Raw genomic sequence first — 25,847 nt, 5'->3', positions numbered from 1 at the left:
GGCATGACGACGGCAGAGGCATCGTGACAGGCGCCGGCCGCAGGAAGCGCAACACCGATCGTCGCCGCCGGCAGCCTCCTGGGCCGCATGTCCCACGGCCGTTCAGCGCTGCCGGGCGGCCGTGACCAGGGCGGCAGCCGTCCGCCTCGGACCCTCAGCCACCATCGCCGGAACCGCCCACGGCAGGGATCTCGGCCTGGTTCCCTGCCATCCGCACCTTGGCGGCCAGGAAATCGCGCAGCACCCGGTTGAATGCGTCCGGCGCCTCGATGCAGGGCAGGTGGCCGGCATCGGGGATTTCCGCGAAGCGCGCATCCGGAAGGCTCGCGGCCAGCTCGCGCATGCTGCGCGGCATGGCGCCGTCCGTGGCGCCGGCCACCAGCAGGGCGGGTTGCCGCACCCGCGGCAGGTCCTCGCGCAGGTCGTAGTTCTGCAGGGCCCGCGCGCAGGCGACGAAGCCGGCCTCCGGCGTTGCCAGCACCATGGCGCGGACGCGAGGGATGGCCGGGTTCGCGGTGGCCAGGGATGCCGGCGAGAACCAGCGCCGCAGCGTCGCTTCCGCGAAGGCCGGCATGCCCTGCGCCCGCGCCATGTCGATCCGCTCCTGCCAAGCCGCGGCCCCGCCCGGCGCGGTGGCCACCTGCCCGTCGGAGGCGACCACGGCCGACACCAGCGCCGGATGCCGCGCCGCCAGCCCGATCGCGGTGGCTGCGCCCATGGAAACCCCGGCCACCACGGCGCCGGACACGCCGAAATGCCGCAGCAGCGCCGCGGCATCTTCGATCAGCGCGTCCAGCGTGGCGGGCTTCGCGGGAACTTCCGTGCCGCCATGGCCGCGCTGGTCGTAGCGCAGGATGCGGAACCGGCCGGACAGCGCCGCCACCTGCGCATCCCAGACCGAAAGGTCCGTGAGCAGCGAGTTGCTGAACACCATCCAGGGCGCGCCAGCCGGTCCGTCCAGGCGGCAGCGGAACCCCAGCCCGTTCACGCGCACCTGCACCACCGCCGGCTCCGTCGCCGTGTTCACGCTTCGCACCCCCTATTCCGCCCGCATCCCGGTTTCGCGCACGAAGGCGGCGAAGCGGGCCGTTTCGTCCGCCATGTGCCGCGCGAAATCCTCCGGCGAGGACGCCGCCGGCTCCAGCCCGTTCTCCGCGCACCAGCGCCGCAGCTCGTCGCGCGCCAGCACGGCCCGGACATCCCGGTTCAGCCGGTCGCGGAGCTCCACCGGCAGGCCGGCGGGTGCCAGCAGGCCGAGCCAAGTCAGGAACAGGTAGCCGGGCAGTCCCGCCTCGGCCATGGTAGGCAACTCGGGCAGCAGCGCGGCGCGCTCGCGGCCGGTCACCGCCAGGGCGCGCACGCCGCCCGAACGGATGTTGGGCGTGGCGGTGATCAGCGTGTCGAACATGCCCTGGATCTTGCCGCCCAGCAGGTCGGTGTTGGACTGCGCGGCGCCGCGATAGGGGACGTGCAGGATGTCCAGCCCGGCCTGCGCCTTGTAGATTTCCAGCGCGCGGTGCGACGCCCCGCCATTGCCGGAGGAGCCGAAGGCGAGGCGCCCGGGGTTGGCGCGGGCATAGGCGGTCAGCTCCGCCAAGGTGGTGGCCGGCACCGAGGGGTGCAGCGTCAGCGCCAGCGGTCCCTCTATCAGCAGCGAGATCGGCGTGAAATCCGCCACCGGGTCGTAGCCGAGGTCGCGGTACAGGCTGACATTCATCGCGTGCGTGCCGGCGAAGCCGACATACAGCGTGTTGCCGTCGGGCTGTGCGCGGGCGGCCAGTTGCGCCGCGATGTTGCCGCCGGCGCCGGGCCGGTTGTCCACCACCACCGCGCGTTCCCACTGCGTGCCGAGCCCGTCCGCCACCTTGCGCGCCACGAGGTCGGTGATGCCGCCGGGTGGATAGGGCACGATCAGCCGCGGCGCGCGGCCGGGAAACTCGGCGCGGGCCGGCAGCGCGTGGCCCAGCAGGCCCGCCGCCAGCCCGGTGCCGAGCAGTGCGCGCCGCCGGGTCACGCCAGCCCCCGCGCGTAGCCGATCAGCGCCTCGGCCACCGCCGCCGGCTGTTCGGGGATCAGGGCGTGGCCGGCATTCTCGATCACCACCCGCGTCACCCGCGGCCCCAGCGCCTCGCGCAGCGCGGCCTCGGAAGGCGGGGCGGCGATGGCGTCCTGCGCGGCGGCAACGTAGAGCAGCGGGTGCCGCTCCGCCGCGCGCTGCCAGGCGGTGTCGCGGGTGGCGGCCACGGCGGCGCGTTGGGCCATCGACACGTCGGGGTGCCAGCCCGGCAGCCAGACCCGCGCGTCGTTGCCCGGCGCGAAATAGGCGCGGCGCAGGTGTTGCAGGCGCTCCTCGTCCGGCAGCGTCAGGGTGAAGCTGGCGGTGATGGAGCGACGGATCTCCGGGTCCACGTCGGTGCCGGTCACCGCGGCCAGCATGGCCACGGCGCGCACCAGCTCCGGCCGGTCGAAGGCCAGCACGCGGGCCACCCAGTTGCCCGCCGCGTGGCCGGCCACGAAGACCGGCGCCCCGCCCTGCGCCTCGATGACGGCGGCGACGTCGGCGGCCATGTCGTGCAGCGTGGCGCCGGGCTGCAGCGGCGCCGAGCCGCCGATGCCGCGCGGTTCCGGCCGCAGAACGCGAAAGCCCGCGGCGGTGAGGCGCGGCACCACCGCGTCGAAATCCTCCTGCGCCCGGCCGAGGGAGGGGATCAGCACAATCGTGGGGCCTTCCCCGTCGCGCAGCACCGTGATCCTGCCGCCGGGGCGGTCCAGCGCCGTGTGCTCCGTCGCGCCCCGGGCGCCGTTCGCCGCCAGGGCGGCCGGCAGGGCTGCGAGAACCGCGCGACGTTGCATGGTGTGTTTCCCCCTCCCGTTTCCGGCCGGAACGCTGCCATCCCGGTCGGCTCCTGTCAAAAGTCCATAACATTGACTTAATGGAACCAGCGCGGCAGGTTGCTGGGCGAAGCGAACCCGGGCGGAGCCCGGGACGGGGAGGAGGCGAAGGCGGCTTGCCGATCACCTACGACATGATGAAGCGCGCCACCGCGCAGCTCTACGAATGGTCGCTGCGCAAGGTGCCCGACGACACGCTGGACGCGCTGCGCCGCGCCCGCGAGAGCGAGAGCAACCCGGTGGCGCAGCGCACCCTGGGCATCCTGCTGCGCTCGGCCGAGATGGCGGAAACCCAGGACCGGCTGGTGTGCTCGGATTCCGGCGTGCCGACCTATTTCATCACCGTCGGCACCGGGGTGCGGCTGGAGGGCGACATCAAGCGCGCCATCTCCGACGGCTTCGACGAGCTGGTGGCCACCACCAGCCCGCCGCTCCTCAAGCACGTCACCAACCCGCTGACCAACGAGCGCTCCTATCGCGGCAAGGACATGCCGCTGGTGAGCTGGGACGTGGCCGACGGCGCCGACCATGTGGACATCGTGTGCCAGCCCAAGGCGCTGGGCTCCGGCCGCTGGGCGGCGATGGAAATCTTCACCTTCCCGACGCTGGAACAGATCGAGCGCTACGTGATGGAATGCGTGCTCAAGGCCGGCTCGCAGCACTGTCCGCCCGTCAACATCGGCGTCGGCATCGGCGGTTCCTTCGACCATTGCGCCAAGCTCGCCGCCAAGGCGACCCTGCGCCACTACGGCACAGTCAACCCGGAGCCCATCCTGGCGGCGATGGAGGAGCGGCTGCTGAAGGCGGTGAACGCCACCGGCTTCGGCCCGATGGGCACGGGCGGCGACACCACGGCACTGGGCGTGCACGTCGAGTACAGCGCCGGCCACGGCTTCACCCCCGTGGCGGTGGCCTTCAACTGCTGGATCAACCGCCGCACCCGCGCCCGGCTGTATGAGGACGGGCGCCTGGAACGGGTCGAATAAACGATGAGCGAGGAGATCCGGCGGCTGCGGCTGCCCCTGTCGCGCGAGGATGCGCTGTCGCTGCGCGCCGGCGACATGGTGCTGCTGGACGGGGAGATGGTGATCACCGCCGGCCTGCCCACCCACGGCCGCCTGGTGGAAGTCGCGGAAGGCAAACGAGAGGCGCCGAGGCCGCTGCAGGGCGAAGGGCTGTTCCACCTCGGCTCCTATTCGCGGGAAGTGCCGGGTGGCGGCTTCGAGGTGTTGTACATGAACCCCACCACCTCCACCCGCTTCAACCCGCTGATGCCCGGGCTGATCCGGCAGTTCCAGCTGCGCGCGGTGGGCGGCAAGGGCGGGCTGGACGCGAGTTGCGTGGAGGCGCTGCGCGAGGTGGGCGGCGTGTACTTCTCCTTCGTGGGCGGCGGCTCGCCGCTGCTGTCGGACGCGATCCAGGAGGTGGTGTCGGTGCACTGGAACGACCTGGTCGCGCATTACCGCCTGGTGACGCTGCGGGTGGAAGCGCTGGGTCCCGTGACGGTGGGCATCGACGCCCACGGCAACAGCCTCTACGGCAGCCTCAGCGAGGAAGCGGAGAACCGCCTGCCGGCCATCATGGCGGAGCTCAACCGCGCCCGCGACGCCGCCCAGAACACTCCCGGAGATGCCGCGTGAGCCGCGAAACCATCCTGGCCCTGGCCACCCTGCCCAAGGATCTGCGCGACGCCCTGTCCGCCGATTTCGACGTGGTCGAGCGCGACGACCCGGCGGCGCGGGACGCGCGCATCGCCGTGACCACCGGCATGGTCGGGGCGGACGCGGGGGTGCTGCAATCCCGGCCGGCGCTGCGCCTGCTCGCCTCCATGGGCGTCGGGCTGGACCGCATCGACCTCGCCACAGCGCGGGCGTGCGGCATCGCCGTGTGCCACACCCCCGACGAGCTGACGGAGGACGTGGCCGACTTCGCCGTGGGCCTGCTCTACGCCGCGTCCCGCCGCATCGCCGAGGCGGACCGCTTCGTGCGCGCCGGCCGCTGGGCGGGGGAACGCATGTCGCCGAGCAGCAGCCTGCACCGCAAGGCGGCCGGTGTCGTGGGCCTCGGCCGCATCGGTGCCGCCATCGCGCAGCGGCTGACGGGCATCGGCATGCGCGTGGCCTGGACCGGGCCCCGCCCCAAGCCGGAAGCGCCCTGGCCCTTCGTGCCGGAGATCCGCGCCCTCGCCGCCCAGTCGGACGCGCTGATCCTGGCCATGCCGGGGGGCAGCGACACGCAGGGCATGGTGGATGCGGAGGTGCTGTCGGCACTCGGCCCGCGGGGCATCCTGGTGAACATCGCGCGCGGTTCGGTGGTGGATGAGCCGGCGCTGCTGGCCGCGCTGGAAGGCGGCACCATCGCCGGCGCCGGGCTGGACGTTTTCGCGAGCGAGCCGGCCCTGGACCCGCGCTTCCTGCGGCTGGAGAACGCCGTGCTGGCCCCGCACTACGCCTCCCTGACACGGGAAACCCGGGAAGCCATCGTTGGGCGCCTCTTGCGCGACATCACGGCCTTTCGCGACGGACAACCCTTCTTCAACGCCGCGGCCTGAGCGCCGGCGCTCGCCGGTCGGCCATGGGATGTGCGACAAGAAGGCATGAACGCGTCCCCGGGCAAGCTCGACCTCAGCCGTAGCGCCGTGCCGCGCTACCTCCAGCTCGCTACGCTGTTCCGGCGACGGATCGAGCAGGGCGCCTGGAAGCTTGGCCAGCAAATCCCGACGGTGGACGAGTTGGCGGCGGAATGCAGCGTGGCCCGCGCCACCATCCGGCAGGCGCTGGACCAGTTGGAAGACGACGGGCTGATCGAGCGCTTCCGCGCCAAGGGCACCTTTGTCCGCAAAACGCCGGCCAACCGGCTATGGTGCGACGTGGAAGCGGATTGGAACGGACTGCTGCGTTCCCGCGAGGGCGCCGAAATCGAAATTCTCGGTGACCGCGATGGGCTGCCCGGCACCACTGTTCCCGACAGCATCGGGGAGCCGGCGCCGCTCTACCGCCACATCCGCCGCCGCCATTGGCGCGACGGGCAGCCCTTCCTGCTGGCCGATGTTTATCTCGACCAGCGCCTCTCGCCGCTGGTGAGCGACGCGGACCTGAGCAGCAAGACCGCGCTGCGGCTGGTGTCCGGCTTGAAGGGCGTGCGCATCGTGGACGCACGGCAAACCCTGACCGTCGGCGTGGCCGATGTGGAAACCGCCGACGCGCTGCAACTGCCGCTGAACGCGCCGGTCGCCTTCGTGCACCGCGCCGCCGTGGACGAGCACGGCACGCTGGTGCTGGTGGCCGACGGCATCTATCGCGGCGACGTGGTGCGGATCGACATCAAGCTGAAATAGCCAGCGATCGGGCTGGACGCGCCGGATCGGCTCCGCCATAAAGGCCATAAGACTGGCTAAAAGGTTGAATGGGAACGCCATGCTCCACCCGGACCGCGCCCGGCGGAACGCCGCATGAAGCTGCACTGGTCCCCGCGTTCGCCCTTTGTGCGCAAGGTGATGGTGGCGGCGCACGAACTGGGCCTGGCCGAGCGCTTCGAGACGGTGCGCACCCTGGTCAGCATGGGCATGCCGAATGCCGAGCTGCTGCACGACAACCCGCTGAGCAAGATCCCCACCCTGGTGCTGGCGGATGGCCGCGTGCTCTTCGACAGCCTGACCATCTGCGAATACCTCGACGACCTGGCCGGTGGCGGCCGCCTGTTCCCGCGCGGCGAAGCGCGCTGGGACGCACTGACGCGGCAGGCGCTGGGCAACGGCTTGCTCGACCTGCTCATCCTCTGGCGCAACGAGCGCGAGAAGCCCCCCGCGGCCCAGCTGCAGAATTTTCTGGACAGCTTCGCCACCAAGTACCGCGCCACGCTGGACAAGCTGGAACGCGACGCGCCGAGGCTGGCGGCGGCGCCCTTCGATATCGGCCACGTGTCCCTGGGCTGCGCCCTGTCCTACCTGGATTTCCGCTTCGCCGACCTCGGCTGGCGCGACGGCCGGCCGGCGCTGGCGGCTTGGCACGCCAGCTTCAGCGCGCGCCCTTCTGCCCGCGCCACGGAGGCGATCGATGGCTGAAACCGCGCCGGCACCGCGGCAGGGTCCGCTCTCGCATGTGCGGGTGCTGGACCTCAGCCGCATCATGGCCGCGCCCTGGGCGACGCAGATCCTGGCCGATCTCGGCGCCGACGTGATCAAGGTGGAACGCCCCGGCGTCGGCGACGACACGCGCGCCTGGGGCCCGCCCTTCCTGAAGGACGCGGCGGGCGAGCCGACGCGCGATGCCGGCTACTTCCTGGCGGTGAACCGCGGCAAGCGCTCCGTCACCATCGACATGGCCAAGCCCGAGGGCCAAGCGGTAATCCGCCAGCTCGCGCAGGGTGCCGACCTCGTGCTGGAGAACTTCAAGGCCGGCGCGCTGGCGAAATACGGGCTGGACGCGGCCTCGCTGCGCGCGATCAACCCGCGGCTGATCTACTGCTCCGTCACCGGCTTCGGCCAGGACGGGCCGCGCGCCGACCAGGCCGCCTACGACTTCGCCATCCAGGCGATGGGCGGGCTGATGAGCATCACCGGCGAGCGCGACGACGCGCCCGGTGGCGGGCCGCAAAAGGTCGGCGTGCCCATCGTGGACCTGATGACCGGCATGTACGCCGCGGTGGCCGTGCTTGCCGCCCTGGCGCGGCGGAACGAGACGGGGGTGGGCGACACCATCGACCTCGCCATGCTGGACGTGCAGGCGGCCTTCCTGGCCAACCAGGCGACCAACTGGCTGCTCTCCGGCCGTCCGCCGAAGCGCGGCGGCAATCGCCACCCTAACATCCAGCCGCAGGACGTGTTCCCCTGCGCCGACGGCTTTTTCGTGCTGGCCGTCGGCAATGACGGCCAGTTCCGCAAGCTGTGCGAGGCGATCGAGCGCCCGGACTGGGCGACGGACGAACGCTTCGCCACCAACGCTGGCCGCGTGCGCAACAATCCCGCACTGACGCCGCTGCTGGCGGACCGCTTCCGCGAATTCGGTCGCGACGCGCTGATGCGGGCGCTGGACGCGGCCGGCGTGCCCTGCGCGCCGATCAACGACGTGCCGCAAGTCTTCGACGACCCGCAGATCCGCCATCGCGAGATGCTGCGGCACCTGCCGCATCCTGTGGCCGGCAGCGTGCCGCAGGTGGTCAGCCCGCTGCGCTTCGCCGAGAGCCCACTGCGCTTCGACCGCGCGCCGCCGACGTTGGGCCAGCACACCGCCGAGGTGCTGCGCGAGCTCGGGCTGGAGGCGTCGGAGATCGACGGCCTCGCCGCCTCCGGCGTCATCTGAGGGAGTCTCGCTCCATGGCCCGTATCCCCCTCCCCTCGCCCGAGGAAATGTCGCCCGAGCAGCGCCGCGTGTATGACGGCGTGGTGGCCGGCCCGCGCGGGCAGATGATCGGCCCGCTGCGCGCGGTGATCCACAGCCCCGAGCTGGCGCAGCGCTGGTCGCATCTGGGCGAGTTCCTGCGCTACGGCACATGCCTGCCCAAGCGGCTGAACGAGCTGGCCATCGTGGTCACCGGCCGACGCTGGTCCAGCCAGGTGGAATGGTGGGTGCATGCCCGCGCGGCGGCGGAGGCCGGCATTGCGCAATCCGCGCTGGATGCCATGGCGCGCGGCGAGGCGCCAATCTTCACCGATCCCGACGAGGCGCTGGTCTACGAGTTCACCCGCGCGCTGCAACTGGGCGGCCAGGTGCCGACGCCGATCTACGACGCCGTTTGCGAACGCTGGGGCGCCCGCGGCGCCGTCGAGCTGACCGCGGTGATCGGCTACTACACCATGGTCTCGATGACGCTGAACGTGCACGAGATCCCGCTGCCCGAGGGCGTCCCGGCGCCGCTGCAGCCGCCCGAGCACGGCTTGGCGCCGCTGCCGCCCGCCCGCGTTGCCGATACCGTTTGAGCCCCAGCGAGGAAGACACCGCGATGATCTCCGGACTGGACGGGCTGGAACGCTTCCGCGTCGAACTGGCGGAGCACGTCGCCACTGTCACCATCACCGCGCCGCCCGTGAACGCCCAGGACCGCCGCTTCCGCGAGGAGATCGTGCGCGTCTTCGACGTGATCCACGACACCGCCGACGTGCGCGCCGTGGTGCTCACCGGCGAGGGCCGCGCCTTTTCCGCCGGCGCGGACCTGCGGGAACGGCCCAACCTGGCGGAGGAAGCCGGCGCCTATCCCCGGCACAACCGTCTCGTGCGCGCCTCCTTCGACGCAGTGATGGAATGCGGCAAGCCCATCGTCGCCGCGGTGAACGGCCCGGCCATCGGCGCCGGCTGCGTGCTGGCCCTGTGCTGCGACATCCTCGTGGTGGCGGAAGAAAGCTTCCTGTCGATGACCGAGGTGGATGTCGGCCTGGCCGGCGGCGTGCGCCACGTGCTGCGCTTCTTCGGCCAGTCCGACGCGCGGCTGATGATCTACACGGCCAAGCGCATCACCGGGCCGGAGCTGTTCCGGATGAACGCCGCCTCCCTCTGCGTCCCGCGCGAGGCGCTGCTGGCCGAAGCCACCGCCATTGCCCGGCAGATCGCCGGCAAGGCGCCGCTGGCCGTGCAGGCCGCCAAGCGCTCCTTCAACCTGACGGAGGAGATGCCGCTGCGCGACGGCTACCGCTTCGAGCAGACGCAAACCGTAGCGCTGGCGCGTACGGAGGACACGCGAGAAGCCCAGCGCGCCTTTGCCGAGAAGCGAAAGCCGGTGTTCCAGGGGCGCTGAGCGCGCGCCTGGCAGGGCGGCCGGAACACGACAAGAAAGGCCGATAGTGCAGCTGTAAGGAAGAGACCCGCGACGCGGGCGCATGAGGAGGAACACCACCGTGCTCACCCGACGTCGGAGCCTCGGCCTGCTGACGGCACTCGCCGCGGCGCCGGCCTTTCCCGTAGCGGCGCAGACGGGCTTCCCGGACCAGCCGGTGCGGCTGATCGTGCCCTTCGCCGCGGGCGGTCCGGCCGACATCATCGCCCGCATCCTCGGCCAGGCGATGGGCACGCGGCTGCGCCAGCCCGTGGTGGTGGACAGCCGCTCCGGCGCCGGCGGCATGGTGGGGGTGGAAGCCGCGGCGCGCAGCCGGCCGGACGGGCTGACGGCGGTGCTGGCCTCCACCGGCGCGCTGGTGGTGCTGCCGCAGCTGATGCCGCGCATGGCCTATGACGTGAACAAGGACCTGGCGCCGATCACCCACGTGCTGTCGGTGCCGCAGATCCTGGTGGTGAACCCCCTGCTGGGGGTGAAGACGCTGGCGGAGCTCGTGGCCCTGGCCAAGCGCCAACCGGGCAAGCTGACCTACGCTTCCGCCGGCAACGGCAGCTCGCTGCACCTGGCGGGGGAGCTGTTCAAGCTGCGCACCGGCACCGACATCGTGCACGTGCCCTATCGCGGCGCGGCGCCGGCGGTGACGGACCTGCTGGGCGGCACCATCGACATGATCCTGGCCGACGTGCCCGTGGTGATCTCCCACCTGCGCGGCGGCGCGCTGCTGGGCCTGGCGGTGACGGCCGAGGCGCGTCTGGCCGTGCTGCCCGACCTGCCCACGATGCGGGAAGCCGGGGCGCCGGAGGTGATCTCGGAAACCTGGTACGCCCTGTTCGCCCCGGCCGGCACGCCGCCCGACCGCATCGCCGTGCTGCACGATGCCGCCGTCTCGGCACTGGGCGAGACCTCGGTGCGGCAAAGCCTCGCGGACCAGGGCGGGCTGGTGGTCGGCGGCACGCCGGCCGAGCTCGCCACCTTTCTGCGCTCGGAAACGACCAAGTGGGGCGAGGTGATCCGCGTGGCCAACATCAAGGCGGACTGAGCGGCAGCGCGGCCCCGGCCTCACCGCGACCCGAAGAATGGCAAAAGGTCATTCAATCAGCTTATTCTCTATTCTGCTGCGCCGTGCTTGAGTGCGCCGGCGTGGAACCCGGCCAACGGGTCCTGCAGGGGGAAGGAAACGGATGCATCGCCGACAACTCGCGGGCCTCGGCCTGCTCGCCGCCGGCCTCGGCCGCCCCGCTCTCGCCCAGGCCGAACCCTTCCCCAACCGTCCGATCCGCTGGGTGCTGCCCTATGCCCCCGGCGGCCCGGCGGACGCCTTCAGCCGCGCCATCGGCCGCAGTATCACGGAGCGGCTGAAGCAGCCGGTGGTGGTGGACAGCCGCGGCGGCGCCGGCGGCGTGCTGGGGATGGAGATCGTCGCCAAGGCCCCGGCCGACGGCTACACGCTGGGCGTTGGCGGCACCGGATCGCTCGCGGGCGCGCTCAGCCTGATGGTGCAGACGCCCTACGAGCCGCTGAAGGATTTCGCGGCCATCACCATGCTGACCCTGGTGCCGGAAATCCTGGCGGTGAACCCCAAGGTGCCGGCTCGCACCGTCGCCGAGCTGGTGGCCCTGGCCAGGAGCAGCCCTGGCACCTTGTCCTACGGTTCCGGCGGCAACGGCACCGGCCCGCATCTGGCGGGGGAGCTGCTGCGGCTGCGCACGGGGATCGACATCGTGCACGTGCCCTATCGCGGCGCGGCACCCGCCACCACCGACCTCGTGTCCGGCCAGATCCAGATGATGATCGGCGAGGGCCCGGCCATGCTGCCCTTTATCCAGTCCGGCGAGCTGCGCGCCCTGGCGGTGACCACCGGCCGCCGCATGCCCGCCCTGCCCGAGGTCCCCACCCTGGCCGAGGCCGGCGTGCCCGACATGGAGCTGGAGAACTGGTACTGCCTGCTGGCCCCCGCCGCCACGCCGCCGGATCGCTTGGCCATCCTGCGCCGCACGGTGGTGGAGGTGCTGGGCGAGCCGGAGGTGAAGCAGATCATCGCCTCCCAGGGCGCCACCGCCGCCCCGGGCACGCCGGAAGCGCTGATGGACCACATCCGGCGGGAGATTGCCCGCTGGGCGGAAGTGTCCCGCGCCGCCAATACGCGGCCGAGCTGAGGGGCGCGGCGAGCGTGGCCGGCCAGACGGTGGCGCAGAAGATCATCGCCCGGGCGCTGGGGCGCGACGCGGTGGAGGTGGGGGAATACGTCACCGTCTCGGCCGACCACACCGTCTGCCAGGAGCTGTTCTGGCCCGGCCACCTCCGTAACCTGCAGCGCATCGGCGTGGAGCGCATCCCCCGCCCGGACAAGGCGGTGATGGTGATCGACCATTCCACCTCCGCCGCCATGGGATCGCACCACTACCAGACGCACCGCACGCTGCGCGACTGGTGCGAGGAGCAGGGCATCGAGAACTTCTTCGGCCCCGGCAGCGGCTTGCGCCACCTGGTGATGGTGGAACGCGGCCTGGCGCGGCCGGGCATGCTGGTCTTCTCCGACGAGGGCAACATCGCCAGCATCGGCGCGGTAGGGGCGCTCAACATCCCGATCTCGACCGAGGTGATCGTGTCGCTGATCGAGGACCGCAACTGGCTCGCCGTGCCGCCTTCCGCGCGCATCACGCTCACCGGCAGCCTGCCCTTCGGCGTCACCGCGCGCGACCTGATCCAGACGATGATCCGCGACTTCGGCGCCACCGACCGGCTGCTCGGCACCTGCGTGGAGTTCTGCGGCCCCGCCATCGCCGGGCTCTTCATGGATGACCGCCAGACGATCCTCGCCTCGCTGTTCCACGCCGGCGCCTATACCGGCGTGATGCCGGTGGACGACACCGCGCGGCACTACGTCGAGGCACGCGCCGCCGGCCGGCCCTTCCAGGTGACCGAGGCCGATCCGGACGCCGCCTACGTGCTGGAAGCGCACTACGACCTGTCGGCGATCGTGCCCATGGTGACGCGCCCGCCGGAGCTGCATGGCGGCGTGCCGGTGGCGGAGGTCAGCGGCCGCCGCATCGACCAGGCCACCATCGGCTCCTGCGCCGGCAACCGGCTGGAGGACATGCGCGCCGCCGCCGCGGTGCTGCGCGGCCGCCGGGTGGCGCGGCACGTCACCCTCTACGTCACGCCCGGCAGCCGTGAGGTTTATTCGGCCGCGGCGCGGGAAGGTCTGCTGGAGGTGATCTCCGACGCCGGCGGCACTGTGCTGGCACCGGGCTGCACGACCTGCTGGGGCTACCAGGGGCAGCTCAACAACAACGAGGTGCTGATCTCCACCCAGCAATTCAACTACCAGGGCCGCAACGGCAGCCGCTCGGCGGAGGTCTTCCTCGCCGGCCCCTACGCCGTGGCCGCCGCGGCGGTGGCGGGCGAGATCACCGATCCGCGACCCCTGCTGCCGCAACCCGTGCGGGAGGCGGCATGACCATGCGACGCCGGCATTTCCTCGGGGCCGCCGCGCTGGCCGCCCTTCCCGGTTTCGCGGCGGCGCAAGGCTTCCCGGCACAGCCGGTGCGCCTGATCGTGCCTTTCGCGCCCGGCGGGCCGGTGGACATCTTCGGCCGCATCCTGGCGCGCGGCCTGTCCGACCAGCTGCGGCAGCCCGTGGTGCTGGACAACCGTCCCGGCGCGGGCGGGCTGGTGGGCATGGACGTCGTGGCGAAGGCCGCGCCGGACGGCTACACGATCGGCCTCGGCGGCCCGGGCGCCCTGGCGGTGGCGCCCAGCCTGCTGCCGCGCATGCCCTTCGACCCGCTGCGCGACCTGACGCCGGTCGCGCAGGCCGTGGGCGTGCCGGAACTGCTGGTGGTGAACAAGGACGTGCCGGCCCGCGACGTGCGGGCGCTGGTGGCCCTGGCCAAGGCGCGGCCGGGCGGGCTGAACTTCGCCTCCGCCGGCAACGGCACCTTTCCGCACCTGGCGGCGGAGCTGTTCCGGCTGCGCACGGGGATCGAGATCGTGCACGTCCCCTATCGCGGCGCGGCGCCGGCGGTGACGGACCTCGTGGCCGGCCGGGTGCAGCTGATGTTCGTGGACGCCCCCGTGGTGCTGCCGCAGATCCGCGACGGCACGCTGGTGCCGCTGGGCGTCGCCAGCAGCACGCGCTTCGCCGCCCTGCCCGACCTGCCCACCCTGGCCGAGGCCGGCATCCCCGGCATCGAGGCGGAAAGCTGGTACGGGCTGGTGGCCCCCGCCGGCCTGCCTGCCGACCGACTGGAAACCCTGCACGCCGCCCTGCTGGCCACGCTGGCGCAGCCGGACACGCAGCGCCTGCTGGCCGACCAGGGCGCCCGCGGCATCGGCGACGCCCCCGCCGCCTTCGCCGCCCACCTGCGGGCGGAAACGGCGAAATGGGGCGAGGTGGTCCGGCTGGCCGAGGTGAAGCCGGAATGAGCGCGACCGGCGCGCCGCGCGGCCAGACCGCCGCGCAGAAGATCATCGCCCGCGCCGCCGGCCGCGCCCGGGTGGAGGCGGGCGAATACGTCACGGTCACGCCCGACGCCACGGTCAGCATGGAGCTGAACTGGCCCGTGCAGATGGCCGACATGGCGCGCACCGGCATCGCCCGGCTGCCGCGGCCGGACAAGGCAGTGATCGTGGTGGACCACACCACCTCCGCCGCCATGGGCTCCGCCCACCATCAGTCGCACAAGCGGATGCGGGAATTCTGCGCCGAGCAGGGCATCATGAACTTCTTCGGCCCCGGCACCGGCATGCGCCACCTGCTGCTGGCCGAGCGCGGCATCGCCCGCCCGGGCACGCTGATCTTCGGCGACGAGCAGAACATCGCCAGCATCGGTGCCCTGGGCGCGCTCTGCATCCCCATCTCGCGGGAGGTGCTGATCCCGCTGCTGTGCGACGAGAGCTGGGTGCAGGTGCCGCGTGGCGCCCGCTTCACCCTGACGGGGCGCCTGCCCTTCGGCGTTTCGGGCCGCGACCTGGCGCAGGTGATCCTGCGCGACTTCGGCCCCACCGACCGCCTCCTGCAATGCGCCGCGGAGTTCGTCGGCGAGGGCGTGTCCGCCCTGAGCCTGGACGAGCGCCAGGGCGTGCTCGCCTGCCTCTACCACGCCGGCGCCGACACCGCGCTGATGGCGCTGGACGCGGCGGCGCTGGACTACGTGCGGGAACGCGCCGCCGGCTGTCCCTTCACCGCCGTGGAGGCCGACGCGGACGCGGAATACGCGGTGGAGGTCACCTACGACCTCTCCGCCCTGTCGCCGATGGTGACGGTGCCGCCGGAAGTGCATGGCGGTGTGGAGGTCGGCGCCGTGGCGGGGCGCCCCATCAACCAGGCCACCATCGGCTCCTGCGCCGGCAACCGGCTGGACGACATGCGCGCCGCCGCCGCGGTGCTGCGCGGCCGGCGGGTGGCGGAAGGCGTGACCCTCTACATCACCCCCGGCAGCCGCGAGGTCTACGCCAACGCCGCACGCGAAGGCCTGCTGGAAACCTTCGCCGAGGCCGGGGCCACCGTGCTGGCCCCGGGCTGCACGACCTGCTGGGGCTACCAGGGGCAGCTCGCAGATGGCGAGGTGCTGATTTCCAGCAACCAGTTCAACTACACGGGCCGCAACGGCAGCCGTTCCGCGGAGATCTACCTGGCCGGCCCCTACGCGGTGGCTGCCGCGGCGGTGGCGGGCCAGATCATCGACCCGCGCGAGTTGCTGGACGGATCGGCCGGAGGAGCAGCATGAGCGACACCACGCGGCGCGGCCGGGTCTGGAAATTCGGCGACAACGTCAGCGGCGACGACGGGATCATCGAGTTCTCCGTGGTGCGCGAGGGCTTCGGCAAAGCCTTCGACGAGGACACGCTGCGCGCCATGTGCTTCCGCAGCCTGCGCCCGGAATTCCCGGCCGAGGTGAAGCCCGGCGACATCGTGGTCGGCGGCACCAATTTCGGCCACCACAACCACGTGGAGGTCAGCGTCGCGATCAAGGTCTCCGGCATTTCCGTGGTCATCGTGGAGTCCTGCGAGTCCGGCATCATCCGCCGCGCGCTCAATGTCGGCCTGCCCATCATGACCTGTCCCGGCATCACCGCGGCGGTGGAGGACGGCGAGGTGCTGGAAGCAGACCCCGCCACGGGCATCATCCGCACCGCCAGCGGCCAGGTGCTGCAGTCCCGCCCCTTCTCCCCCCGCATGGTGGAGATCTGGCAGGCCGGGGGAACCATCCCGCTGCTGGAGCGGGAGTTCGCCGAACGCCGCGCGACCGCGGCCCTGCCGGGCGCCTGACGCGCCCCTACCCGCGCCGCGGCGGGGGCCTATCCTGAACCCGACCAAGCCCGCCCGAGGCCGGGCGCCACCCCACACGGCCGCCGGCATCCCGGCTCGCCGGGAGCACGCGACATGACCACGGACGACACCTTCAGCTTCATCGACGGCGAAGGCCTGGACACGGCAACGGCCTACCGGCTGATCGTCGGCTGCGTGGTGCCGCGCCCCGTGGCCTGGATCACCACCGTCGACGACACCGGCCGGGTCAATGCCGCGCCCTTCTCCTCCTACAACTACGTCGCCACCAGCCCGCCCATGCTGGCGGTCAACATCGCCGCCCGCGCCGGGGACGGCGCCATCAAGGACACCGCGCGCAACCTGCGCAGCAACGGCGAATTCGTCGTGAACGTGGCGACCGAGGCCACGATGGAGGCGATGCACGGCTCCGCCCAGGAATTCCCGCCGGAGGTGAGCGAGGCGGAAGCGCTGGGCATCGCGCTGCTGCCCAGCCGCAAGGTGAAGCCGCCGCGCATCGCCGCCTCCCCCGTGCAGATGGAATGCCGCCTGGACCAGGTGGTCACGCTCGGGCGCGGGGTGAACACGCTGTTCATCGGTGAGGTGGTAGCCTTCCACCTGTCGCGCGACATCTTCGACGGCTCGCGCGTGGACAGCGTCAAGATGCGCCCCATCGCCCGGCTGGGCGGCCCCTACTACGCGGCGCTGGGCGAGATCATCCATCGGCCGATGCTGCAGAAGCCGCCCGGCGGCGAGGGCTCGGCCGCGAAAGGCTGAGGCCCGGCGATCCGGCCCGTCCCGGCACCGCTGCCACGGCGCCTTGCCCGAGGGGGCCGTTCCGTACCCCGGAACGCCGGCAGTTTGCCCGTGTGCCCGGCGGCCCTTGTGGCAGGATGCCCCGAGGGCCGAGCGGTCGCGGAACCGCAGCCGGGGGAGAAACGCCGATGAGCATCACCGCGACCCGGGCCAAGCCGGCAGGCAGGCGCTGCCTGCTGCTGTTCTTCGCCCTCCTTGCCGGCCTCGCGCTGCCGCGGGCCGCATCGGCCGCCTATCCCGACCGGCCCATCCGCATGATCGTCGCCTATCCGCCCGGCGGCACGGGCGACCTCGTGGGACGGGTGGTGGCGGAAGCCCTGTCGTCGCGCCTGGGCGCGCCCGTGGTGGTGGAGAACCAGGGCGGCGCCGGCGGCGCCATCGCGGCCCGCGCCGTGGCCCGCGCCGCACCGGACGGCTACACGATCCTGCTGGCGGGCAACGCCATCTTCGCCATCCTGCCGCACATGGCGCGGGTGGAATACGACGCGCTGCGCGACTTCGCCGCCATCGCCAACATCAGCGAATCGCAGCGCCTGCTCGCCGCGCGGCTGACGCTGCCGGTCACCACCCTGCCGGAGCTGGTCCGCTACGGCCGCAGCCATCCGGGCAAGCTGAACTACGGCTCCTCGGGCATCGGCTCCACCCTGCACGTGATGACCGAGATGTTTCGCCGGGAAGCGGGAGTCGAGGCCGTGCACATCCCCTTCCGCGGCTCGGCCCCAGCGATCCAGGCGATGCTGTCCGGCGACCTGGACTTCATGATCGACACCGGCGTGATCCAGCACGTCCGGCAGGGGCGCCTGCGCGGGCTGGCCGCGGTGGGCGACCAGCGCCTGCCCGAGCTGCCGGACATCCCCACCCTGGCCGAGCTCGGCTATCCCGGCGTCCGCACCTCCGGCTGGCAGGCGCTGCTGGGACCGGCCGGCCTGCCGCAGCCGGTGGTGGCAGCGCTGAGCACCGGGGTCGAGGCCATGCTGCGCGACGCGGCGGTGGTGGAACGCCTCGGCCAGATCGGCGTGGTGCCGAGCTATCGCGACCCGGCCCGGCTGGAAGCGGACCTGCGGGAGGACCACCGGCAGTTCGGCGCGGTGATCCGCGACAACGGGATCACAGCGGAATGAGTGACATGAGCATCAGCGAGCAGATCGCCACCTGGGCCGCCGAACTGTCGCTGGACCGCGTGCCGGCCGCGGTGGTGGAGAGCACCAAGCTGCGCATCCTGGACCTGGTCGGGGTGATGCTGGCGGCGCAGCCGCTGGAACTGGTGGCCGCCGCCAAGCGCGCCTCCCGCGCCACGGATGGCGGCACCGGCAGCGCCATCCTGGGCGACCCGGAGGAGGTGTCGCCGCTGACCGCCGCCTTCGTGAATGGCGTCCTGACGGCGACGCTGGAATTCGACGACACGCATATCGAGAGCTTCGTCCATCCCACCGCCCCGGCGGTCGCCGTGGCCTTTCCGGAATGCACCCGCGAGCACCGCTCCGGCCGGTCGTTGATCGAGGCGGTGCTGGTGGGCATCGAGCTTACCTGCCGCCTCGGCCTGGTCACGCCGGTGCGGTTGCACACGCTGGGCTTCCATCCCACCGCCGTGTTCGGCGTCTTCGGGGCGGCCGCCGCGCTGGCCAAGCTGCGCGGCCTGTCGGCCCCCGTGATCGCCGACGCGCTCGGCGCCGCCGGCAGCCTGTCGGCCGGGCTGAACGCGTCCTTCGAGGACGGCACCTCCACCAAGATGCTCCACGTCGGCATGGCCGCCACCGGAGGGATGCGGGCGGTGGACCTCGCCACCGCCGGCATTTCCGGCCCGCGCCCGGTGTTCGAGGGCCGCTTCGGCTGGTTCCGCTCGCACGTGCAGGGCCGCGACGGCCTGCGCCTGTCCCGCCTCACCGACGGGCTGGGCGAGAGCTGGGAAGCGCTCAAGGTCGCCTCCAAGGTGTATCCCTGCGCCTTCACCATGATGCCGCACATCGAGGCAGCCCTGACGCTGCGCGCGACGCACGGCATCCGGCCGGAGGAGGTGGAGGAGGTGATCTGCCACATCGGCCAGCGCTCCTTCGCCACGATGTGCGAGCCGGTGGCGGACAAGCGCCGCCCCGCCACCACCTGGCACGGCCGGATCAGCCTGCAGCACACCGTGGCGGAAGCGCTGGTGCGCGGCCGCATGGACAAGGACGCCTACGCGACCGAGAGCCTGCGCGATCCGGTCATCAACGCGCTGGCCGACCGCGTGACCTACCTGGACGACCCCGACACGGAGCCGACGCGCTCCGGCGGCACGGTGCGGGTGCGGCTGCGCGACGGGCGGGAGCTGTCCCACCGCATCGACGACATGCGCGGCACGCCGCGCAACCCGATGTCGGCGGACGACATCGTGGCGAAGTTCCGCGCCAACACGCGCGACGCGCTGTCCCCGGCCGCGGCCGAAGCCACGGCGGAAGCCCTGCTGCGGCTGGACCAGCTGGACGACGTCGCGCCGGTCTTCGAAGCGCTGCGGCGATGATGCGGGCAGGCCGCCTCAACAACCCGAGGAACACCATGCCGATTTCCCGCCGCCACGCGCTGATCGCGGGCGGAACGCTGCTGGCCGCCGCCCCTGCCCGCGGCCAGGGCTTCTCCAGCCACGCCATCCGCGTGATCGTGCCCTACGCCGCCGGCGGCACGGACCAGTATATCCGCCCCCTGCAGCAGGCCTTCGCCGAGCGGCTGGGACAGCCCGTGGTGATCGACTCCGTGGTGGGCGGCGGTGGCGGCGTCGGCGCCAACCGGGTGCGGACCAGCACCCCGGACGGCTACACGCTGCTCTTCGCCGGCACGGCGGCGCTGACGGTGGTGCCGCGGATCCAGGGGCTGCCCTACACCGCCGCGGATTTCGCCCCGGTGTGCAATCTCGTTTCCATCCCGATCATGGTGGCCGCCCGGCGCGGCGCGCCTTTCCGCACCCTGGGGGAAATGCTCGCCCAGGCGCGGAGCAGGCCGGAAAGCGTGACCTTCGGCTCCCCCGGCATCGGCAGCTCGCCGCACCTGGCGGGCGAGGTGATGGCGCGGGCCGCCGGTGTGAAGCTGCTGCATGTGCCCTATTCCGGCATCGCGCCGGCGATGGCGGCGCTGCTGGCGGGCGACGTGGACCTGGTGGTGGGCGCGCCCGGCATCATCATGCCCGTGGTGGAAAGCCAGGGCGTCGTGCCGCTGGCCCAGACCGGCGCGACGCGGATCGCCGCCCTGCCCGACCTTACCACGCTGCGCGAGGTCGGGCTGGACGTGGACCTCGTCACCCGCTTCGGCTTCTTCGCGCCGCCCGGCACGCCGGCCGCGGTGGTGGACCGCCTGGGCCGCGCCTTCCTGGACGCCGCCGCCGCGCCGGACTACGCGGCCACCATGCGCCGCGCCTTCAACGAGGTCCTGCTGCTCGACGCGGCGCAGTTCGGCGAAGCCCTCGCCGTCGAGGATCGCGCCAGCGCCCGGCTGATCGAGGAACTCGGCCTGCGCTAGGGGCCAGGCCGGGGAGCTAAGCCGGGGGGAAGTATGCCCCCGGACCCCCTTCTATTTTCGGGAGTTTTGGCGCGCGCCCGTGACACGGGCAGCACCTTAAACTCCCGAAAGAAGGAGGGGGTCCGGGGGAGTTCACTCCCCCAGCCTTTCCCCCACCTCAGATCACCAGCCTCATGCGTAGGTAACGCCGCAGCCCGGACCGGGCGGCACGGCGATCACGCCCTCCTCGATCGGCAGGGGGGTGAAGGGGTCGTCCAGGATGTGGTCGTGCTCCGACAGCTCGCAGGCGAAGGGCAACTGGCGCAGCGAGGCCGCGGCATGCGCGGCGGCCGCCTGGATCAGCGCCGGCCCGAAGGCGGCGCCCACCCGGGCGGCAACCTGCCCGCCCTCCAGGATACGGGCGGCGGTGACAAAGTTGCGCACGCCGCCGAGCTTAGTGAGCTTGAGGTTCACCACGTCCGCCACCCGCCCTTCCACCACGCGAAGCACGTCGGCCACGCTTTCCACCGTCTCGTCCGCCTCCACCGGCACGGGCAGGCTGCGGGTGACCAGCGCCAGCCCCTTCCAGTCCGCCGCCGGCACCGGCTGTTCCACCAGCGCGATACCGTGCGGTTCCAGCGCGCGCCAGGCCGCGATGAAGCCCTTGGCGCTGTAGGACTGGTTGGGGTCCAGCGTCAGCGTGACCTCCGGCCCGACCGCGGCACGCACCTCCGCCACCCGCCGCGCATCCAGCGCCGCGTCGCCCGCCAGCTTGAGCTTCAGCGTGCGGTAGCCCTTGGCCGTCAGCGCCGCCGCCGACGCGGCCATCTCCACCGGCGCCTTGATCGACAGGATGCGCGATTGCGGGATGCGGTCGCGGAAGTGCCCGCCCATCAGCGCCGAGAGCGGCAAGCCGGCCCGCCGCGCCACCAGGTCGTGCAGCGCCATGTCCACCGCCGCCTTGGCCGAGCGGCTGCCCGCCAGCGACCCTTCCGCGAGGTCGAGGATGGCGGCGAGATCCTCCGGCTCACGGCCGACCAGCAGCGGCTGCAGAAAGCGCAGCGCCGCTTCCGCCCCGGCCCCGTTGGTGGTGATGGCGGGAATGGCATGGGCGTAGCCGAGCCCGGTGACCCCGTCCTCATCCGTGAGCACGAGCACCCAGCCCTGCAGCTCCGGCACGGTGGCGCGGGCAAAAGTCCAGCCCGCATCCGCCTGGCGCTGGGTGCAGGGGCGCAGTTCGGCCGTGACGATGGGCAGGGCGCTTCTCCGTTGCTGGGCGGCGGGGCGGCTGGCGCTGCCCGCGCTCGCGTTGGTCTCCGATGCCGCGGCCGGCCCAGTCCCCTCCGGGCGGAAACCGCGCCGCGGCGATGCCGCTACTGCGGCGGGATGCCGGTGCGGCGGATCACCTCGCCCCAGACCTCCACGTCCCGGCGCAGCGTGTCCCCCATCTGCTGCGGCGTGTTGGGCAAGGGCTCGACCCCCAGTTCCAGCAGCCGCGCGCGCATCTCCGGCGTGGCCAGGATGGCGGTGACGTGCCGGTTCAGCAGCGCCACCGTGGCGGCCGGCGTTCCGGCAGGCGCGAAGAGCGCGTTCCACCCCGTCACCGCGTAGTCCGCCAGCCCCGCCTCGCGCAGCGTCGGCAGGTCGGGCAGCAGCTGCGACCGGCGCTCGCCGGTGCTGGCGATGGCGCGCACCAGCCCGCCCTCAATCGCGCCGCGCGCCGCGGCGAAGGATTCGAAGCCCAGCTGGGCATCGCCGCGCTGCAGGGAGGTCAGCACCTCCGCCGTCGCGCGATAGGGCACCACGGTGGCGTCCAGCCCGGCGGCCAGCTTCAGCCATTCGCCGGCGATGTTCTGCGTGCTGCCGGCGCCGATCGTGGCGATGGCCATACCGGAACCCGCGCGTCCCTTCACGTCCGCGAAGCTGCGCAGCGGGGAATTGGCGCCGGTCAGCAGCAGCAGGTCGAAGGCGGCCAGCCCCGAGATGGCGGTGAAATCCGTCACGGGGTCGTAGGGCAGCGAGCGGAACAACCACTTGTAGATGGCGTTGCCGGTGGTCAGCACCGTCAGCGTCCGCCCGTCCGGCTCGGCCGCCGCCGCGGCGCGCGCGGCGAGCGAGCCGCCGGCGCCCGGACGGTTGTCCACCACCACGGGCTGGCCGAGCCGCTGCGACAGCTGCTCCGCCACCAGCCGGATGGTGATGTCGGCCAGCCCGCCGGCCGCGAAGCCGACGATCACCCGCAGCGGCCCGCCGGGCGCGTTCTGCGCCAGGGCCGGCGCCGCCAGGGCCAGCGGCGTGGCGGCGAGGCCGCGCAGCAACCGGCGCCGGCCCAGCTGTTCCGCGATCACCGGCATGGAACCCTCATCCTTCCCCGCATCCCCGTCCCTCATTCCGGCACGATCTTCGCCGTGCGGATGACCTCGGCCCAGCGCTCGCGCTCTTCCCGCATGAACCGGCCGAAGGCGGCGCCATCCATGCTGTACGGGTCCGTGCCGTCCACGCGCAGCCGCTCCACCAGCTCCGGCGAGGCCACCGCGGCGCGCACTTCCGTCGCCAGCCGCTCCACCACCGGCGCGGGCGTGCCGCGCGGCGCGAGCAGCCCGTACCAGGCGGTGACGCGGTAATCCGGCAGGGTTTCCGCCACCGTGGGCACGTCGGGCAGCGAGGCGGCGCGCTGGCTGCCGGTGACGGCCAGCGCCCGCAGCGAACCCGCCTGCACCAGGCTCAGCACCGAGGGCAGGGTGCTGGCCGTCACCGCGACATGCCCCGCCGCCACGTCGGTCAGGGCGGGGGCGGCGCCGCGATAAGGCACGCCCGTCGCTTCCACGCCGGCGCGCTGGAACAGCAGCGCCATGGCCAGGTGCCCCGCCGCCCCGACGCTGGGCGCGGCATAGGTGAGCTGGCCGCCCCTGGCGCGCGCCTCGTCCAGCAGCGCCTGCAGGTTCGCCGCCCGGCTGCCGGGCCCGGCCACCACCACCAGCTGCGTTTCCGCCACCATGGCGATCGGCACCAGGGCGGTGGCGGGGTCCACGGTGAGGGTGTCGCGGAACAGGGTCGGGTTGACCGACATCGGCCCCTGGTTGCCGATCAGCAGCGTGTAGCCGTCGGGCCGCGCATTGGCGACGAACTCGGTGGCGAGGTTGCCACCCGCACCCGGGCGGTTCTCCACCACCACGGGCTGCCCGAGCCGCCCCTGCAGAAAGGTGGCGAGGGTCCGGGCCAGCCCATCCGTGCCGCCACCCGGCGTATAGGGCAGGATGACGCGCAGCGGCCGGTTCGGCCAGACTTCCTGCGCCCCGGCGATCTGCTGCCCGGCCAGCAGCAGCGCCGGGGCGGCACACAGGGCCCGCGTCGCGGCCCGCCTGGAAAGCGTCATCGCTCGTTTCCTCCTCGCGGAACTCCGCCGCGCCCTGACTGCATCTGGCCGCGGCGGAGTTCCGCACACCGGCCGCACCGTTCCGAAATCCCGCAGGCACGCCATCCGTACCGGGCAGCGCGCGGCCACTAACTGTCGAGGAAGCGCGTGATCGTCGCGATCGCCTCCGCGCGCCCCCGTTCGGGGCGGTCGAGGATCACGAAATGCGTCGCGTCCGGCGGCTCCCAGAGTTCCACGCGCTCCGCGTTCACGAGATCCGCGCGCAGCGCCGCGATGTCGTCCGGGCGCGAAAAGTAGTCCAGCCCCGGCCGCATGATCAGCACCTTGGCCTGCACCAGGCAGGCGTCCACCAGCTTGCGGCCCTTGCCGATGTAGAAGCTGTCTTCCAGCATGCCGTTGGGGCTGCGGTAGCTCGGCGGGTCGCGATCCATCGCGGTGGGATCGCCGTCGAGCAGCGCCTGGGCGAAGGCCTGCGCCACCGCCGGGTCGCGCCACGCATCCTTGTCGGCGACCGGGATGCTTTCCTCCCATTTGCGCATCAGCATCTCGGGCGAGTTGAAGCTGTAGCCGCCGTAATGGGCGACGTTGAACCGGCCGGGATGCTGCGGGTCCTCCAGCGGGTGCCCCTTGTACCGCCCATGCGCCGTGCCGCCGCCATAGAGCACGTTGTAGAGGATGAGGTGGCTCACCTTTTCCGGCCAGAGCGCGGCGTAGTTCAGCATCACCGTGGCGCCGATGCCCCAGCCCATCAGGGCCACCCGGCCGCCCGGCGCGGTCGGCGTCGCCGCCACCGCCGCGTCCACGTCGCGCAGGATCTCCATGCAGCGGGCATAGGGCCTCGACTCCCCCGGCGGCCGCTCCATCAGCGCGGGCCGGTCGGAGCGGCCGAAGCCGCGCGCGTCCAGGATCACGCTGGCATGCCCGGCACGGCCGAGATCCTCCACCAGCGAGCCGCCCGCCACGGGCAGGTCGTACTCGCTCAGCCCCGGGATGCGCGTGCCGTGCAGCAGTACGAGCGGCACGGCCCCGTCCCGTATGCCGCCAGCCGGCATGACCTCGCGGATGGCGATGTTGACACCATCCACGGTGCGCACGGTGTCGTCGCGGCGCAGAACCTCGCTCACCCGTTTCTCCCCCTCGCTGCCCGTTGCACGGCTTTCGCGCCCGGCTTAGCGCCAGAAGCCATGCGCCGCCAGCCAGTCCTGCAGCAGCTGCGCCACCTGGTCGCCGTTGCGGTCCATCATCACCATGTGGCTGTTGCCGCGGATGCCACGCGCGGGCAGGTCGATCTCGTCCACCTGCCCGCCGGCGGTGCGGATGGCGGCGGCGAAGCCGCGGGCATTCTCGCGGATCGCCGTCCAGCGGGAGTCCATGTTGTCGCCGTAGACGAAGACCTGCGGGATGTCCTTCAGCCGCGCCGCCTGCGCCATGTCGCCGGTGCCCGCCGGCTCCACCAGCACCAGCGCGCGGAACAGCTCGGGCCGCCGCTGCGCCACCTGCCAGGCAAAGGCGGCGCCCTGGCTGTGCGCGACCACCACGCTGGGGCCCACCCGCTCCAGCAGCGCGATGTAGCCGGCCGTCACGTCCTCATCGGTGCTGAGGAAGCGCGGCACCACCTGCCGCATGAAATTCATGTAGCTCGCCCGGTCGGTCGGGAACTGCGTCCCCGGCGCGGTGGTGTTGCGCGCGAAGGAGCCGGGGCCGTCGCCGATGCGGAAGCGCTCCCACGGGTTCTGCAGCGGCAGGAAAACGGGCTCGCGGAAAATCTCCGGCACCATGGCCCAGCCGCTGCGGCCGCGCTCCACCGCATCCGTAACATAGGTCGCCCAGCCACGGCGCAGGAAGAAGTGGTCCCAGCCCTCGCGCCCGTCCGGCGTGGTTTCCCAGGTCGCGCCGGTCAGGTAGGCACCGTGCCAGAGCATCAGCGGCGCCGTGCCGCGCTGCGCGGCGGGGATCATGTACTGGGCGTACATGGCGCCGACGATGTAGGCGCCGTTGGGATCGATCCGGTTCAGCGCGCCCCCGGTGGTGGGCATGTATTCGCGGATGGGCTGGCCGGAAATCTCCACGTTGCGGCCGCCGACATGGAAGGAGCCGAAACGCTCGATCGTGAGAGGCCCCGTTTCCTGCGCGCCGGCAGCCCCGAGCAGCAGCGCCAGGGCAACGGGCAGCGCAGCGGCGAGCCGCCCTGCGTCCTGCGCGAACCTTGCCGCCTTTATCCGGCAGCGTGTCGTCCCAGGCATGGCGTTTCCTCTCCGC

Annotated in this window: 26 protein-coding genes; 18 read left to right on the top strand and 8 right to left on the bottom strand. The window is 72.4% G+C overall.

The annotated features are described in order from the left end of the window. Positions 1 to 154: 154 nt before the first annotated feature. Genes ACLIBK_RS12875 through ACLIBK_RS12865 form a run of 3 tightly spaced genes read right to left on the bottom strand, consistent with a single transcriptional unit; the run spans position 155 to position 2,853 of the window. The gene (locus ACLIBK_RS12875; RefSeq protein WP_415387663.1) at positions 155 to 1,027 is read right to left on the bottom strand and encodes an alpha/beta fold hydrolase; all 873 of its coding nucleotides are present in this window, start codon (positions 1,025 to 1,027) and stop codon (positions 155 to 157) included. Between the two features lie 12 nt (positions 1,028 to 1,039). Then, a complete protein-coding gene (locus ACLIBK_RS12870) occupies positions 1,040 to 2,014 on the bottom strand; it encodes a Bug family tripartite tricarboxylate transporter substrate binding protein (RefSeq protein ID WP_415387662.1) in 975 nt (324 codons plus the stop codon). Beyond that, on the bottom strand, positions 2,011 to 2,853 hold the full coding sequence (locus ACLIBK_RS12865; RefSeq protein ID WP_415387661.1) for an alpha/beta fold hydrolase: 843 nt from the start codon (positions 2,851 to 2,853) through the stop codon (positions 2,011 to 2,013). Before ACLIBK_RS12865 ends, ACLIBK_RS12870 begins: the two co-directional genes overlap by 4 nt. A gap of 155 nt (positions 2,854 to 3,008) precedes the next feature. On the opposite strand from ACLIBK_RS12865, the gene ACLIBK_RS12860 reads away from it, so the two are divergent. The 18 genes from ACLIBK_RS12860 (at position 3,009) to ACLIBK_RS12775 (ending at position 20,233) form a co-directional block, all read left to right on the top strand. Further along, positions 3,009 to 3,878, top strand: coding sequence for a fumarate hydratase (locus ACLIBK_RS12860; protein ID WP_415387660.1), 870 nt, complete (start codon positions 3,009 to 3,011; stop codon positions 3,876 to 3,878). A gap of 3 nt (positions 3,879 to 3,881) precedes the next feature. Further along, positions 3,882 to 4,532: a fumarate hydratase C-terminal domain-containing protein gene (locus ACLIBK_RS12855; protein ID WP_415387659.1), complete on the top strand. Its 651-nt coding sequence runs from the start codon at positions 3,882 to 3,884 to the stop codon at positions 4,530 to 4,532. Next, a complete protein-coding gene (locus ACLIBK_RS12850; protein ID WP_415387658.1) occupies positions 4,529 to 5,443 on the top strand; it encodes a 2-hydroxyacid dehydrogenase in 915 nt (304 codons plus the stop codon). The genes ACLIBK_RS12855 and ACLIBK_RS12850 overlap by 4 nt, the downstream gene beginning before the upstream one ends. A gap of 45 nt (positions 5,444 to 5,488) precedes the next feature. Then, entirely contained in the window at positions 5,489 to 6,229 is a 741-nt protein-coding gene (locus tag ACLIBK_RS12845) for a GntR family transcriptional regulator (protein WP_415387657.1), read from the top strand. A gap of 114 nt (positions 6,230 to 6,343) precedes the next feature. After that, positions 6,344 to 6,955, top strand: a complete 612-nt coding sequence (locus tag ACLIBK_RS12840; protein ID WP_415387656.1) for a glutathione S-transferase family protein — start codon at positions 6,344 to 6,346, stop codon at positions 6,953 to 6,955. Then, a complete protein-coding gene (locus tag ACLIBK_RS12835) occupies positions 6,948 to 8,192 on the top strand; it encodes a CaiB/BaiF CoA transferase family protein (protein ID WP_415387655.1) in 1,245 nt (414 codons plus the stop codon). The genes ACLIBK_RS12840 and ACLIBK_RS12835 overlap by 8 nt, the downstream gene beginning before the upstream one ends. A 14-nt stretch (positions 8,193 to 8,206) precedes the next feature. Continuing rightward, positions 8,207 to 8,809: a carboxymuconolactone decarboxylase family protein gene (locus ACLIBK_RS12830; protein ID WP_415387654.1), complete on the top strand. Its 603-nt coding sequence runs from the start codon at positions 8,207 to 8,209 to the stop codon at positions 8,807 to 8,809. Positions 8,810 to 8,832: 23 nt separating this feature from the next. Then, on the top strand, positions 8,833 to 9,621 hold the full coding sequence (locus tag ACLIBK_RS12825; protein ID WP_415387653.1) for an enoyl-CoA hydratase/isomerase family protein: 789 nt from the start codon (positions 8,833 to 8,835) through the stop codon (positions 9,619 to 9,621). A gap of 100 nt (positions 9,622 to 9,721) precedes the next feature. Beyond that, complete coding sequence (locus ACLIBK_RS12820; RefSeq protein ID WP_415387652.1) at positions 9,722 to 10,699, top strand: Bug family tripartite tricarboxylate transporter substrate binding protein; 978 nt, start codon at positions 9,722 to 9,724, stop codon at positions 10,697 to 10,699. Positions 10,700 to 10,841: 142 nt separating this feature from the next. After that, positions 10,842 to 11,816 carry a Bug family tripartite tricarboxylate transporter substrate binding protein gene (locus ACLIBK_RS12815; protein ID WP_415387651.1) on the top strand — a complete coding sequence of 325 codons (975 nt, stop codon included), beginning with the start codon at positions 10,842 to 10,844 and terminating at the stop codon, positions 11,814 to 11,816. 14 nt (positions 11,817 to 11,830) lie between these two features. Further along, positions 11,831 to 13,120 carry a 3-isopropylmalate dehydratase large subunit gene (locus tag ACLIBK_RS12810; RefSeq protein WP_415387650.1) on the top strand — a complete coding sequence of 430 codons (1,290 nt, stop codon included), beginning with the start codon at positions 11,831 to 11,833 and terminating at the stop codon, positions 13,118 to 13,120. Continuing rightward, entirely contained in the window at positions 13,117 to 14,088 is a 972-nt protein-coding gene (locus ACLIBK_RS12805) for a Bug family tripartite tricarboxylate transporter substrate binding protein (protein ID WP_415387649.1), read from the top strand. Before ACLIBK_RS12810 ends, ACLIBK_RS12805 begins: the two co-directional genes overlap by 4 nt. Further along, entirely contained in the window at positions 14,085 to 15,392 is a 1,308-nt protein-coding gene (locus ACLIBK_RS12800; protein ID WP_415387648.1) for an aconitase family protein, read from the top strand. The genes ACLIBK_RS12805 and ACLIBK_RS12800 overlap by 4 nt, the downstream gene beginning before the upstream one ends. Next, complete coding sequence (locus tag ACLIBK_RS12795) at positions 15,389 to 15,934, top strand: hypothetical protein (protein WP_415387647.1); 546 nt, start codon at positions 15,389 to 15,391, stop codon at positions 15,932 to 15,934. The genes ACLIBK_RS12800 and ACLIBK_RS12795 overlap by 4 nt, the downstream gene beginning before the upstream one ends. Positions 15,935 to 16,048: 114 nt before the next feature. Beyond that, on the top strand, positions 16,049 to 16,708 hold the full coding sequence (locus tag ACLIBK_RS12790) for a flavin reductase family protein (RefSeq protein WP_415387646.1): 660 nt from the start codon (positions 16,049 to 16,051) through the stop codon (positions 16,706 to 16,708). A 167-nt stretch (positions 16,709 to 16,875) separates the two neighbouring features. After that, a complete protein-coding gene (locus tag ACLIBK_RS12785) occupies positions 16,876 to 17,868 on the top strand; it encodes a Bug family tripartite tricarboxylate transporter substrate binding protein (protein WP_415387645.1) in 993 nt (330 codons plus the stop codon). After that, positions 17,865 to 19,244, top strand: a complete 1,380-nt coding sequence (locus tag ACLIBK_RS12780) for an MmgE/PrpD family protein (protein WP_415387644.1) — start codon at positions 17,865 to 17,867, stop codon at positions 19,242 to 19,244. Before ACLIBK_RS12785 ends, ACLIBK_RS12780 begins: the two co-directional genes overlap by 4 nt. A gap of 35 nt (positions 19,245 to 19,279) precedes the next feature. Continuing rightward, positions 19,280 to 20,233, top strand: coding sequence for a Bug family tripartite tricarboxylate transporter substrate binding protein (locus ACLIBK_RS12775; protein WP_415387643.1), 954 nt, complete (start codon positions 19,280 to 19,282; stop codon positions 20,231 to 20,233). Between the two features lie 171 nt (positions 20,234 to 20,404). Here the strand turns inward: ACLIBK_RS12775 and ACLIBK_RS12770 are convergent, their stop codons facing one another. The 5 genes from ACLIBK_RS12770 to ACLIBK_RS12750 form a co-directional block, all read right to left on the bottom strand. Then, positions 20,405 to 21,448, bottom strand: a complete 1,044-nt coding sequence (locus ACLIBK_RS12770; RefSeq protein ID WP_415387696.1) for a mandelate racemase/muconate lactonizing enzyme family protein — start codon at positions 21,446 to 21,448, stop codon at positions 20,405 to 20,407. A 137-nt stretch (positions 21,449 to 21,585) separates the two neighbouring features. Beyond that, positions 21,586 to 22,566 (bottom strand): Bug family tripartite tricarboxylate transporter substrate binding protein, encoded by a 981-nt coding sequence (locus tag ACLIBK_RS12765; protein WP_415387642.1) that lies wholly within the window; start codon positions 22,564 to 22,566, stop codon positions 21,586 to 21,588. A gap of 32 nt (positions 22,567 to 22,598) precedes the next feature. Beyond that, a complete protein-coding gene (locus ACLIBK_RS12760) occupies positions 22,599 to 23,588 on the bottom strand; it encodes a Bug family tripartite tricarboxylate transporter substrate binding protein (RefSeq protein ID WP_415387641.1) in 990 nt (329 codons plus the stop codon). Positions 23,589 to 23,716: 128 nt separating this feature from the next. Beyond that, positions 23,717 to 24,712: an alpha/beta hydrolase gene (locus ACLIBK_RS12755; protein WP_415387640.1), complete on the bottom strand. Its 996-nt coding sequence runs from the start codon at positions 24,710 to 24,712 to the stop codon at positions 23,717 to 23,719. Between the two features lie 45 nt (positions 24,713 to 24,757). Next, entirely contained in the window at positions 24,758 to 25,831 is a 1,074-nt protein-coding gene (locus tag ACLIBK_RS12750) for an alpha/beta fold hydrolase (protein ID WP_415387639.1), read from the bottom strand. Between the last annotated feature and the right edge of the window lie 16 nt (positions 25,832 to 25,847).

This window comes from Roseomonas sp. BN140053, assembly GCF_047690175.1.
GTDB lineage: Bacteria > Pseudomonadota > Alphaproteobacteria > Acetobacterales > Acetobacteraceae > Roseomonas.
Note: the sequence above shows the minus strand (reverse complement) of the source record. Positions and strands in the feature narration are given on the sequence as shown.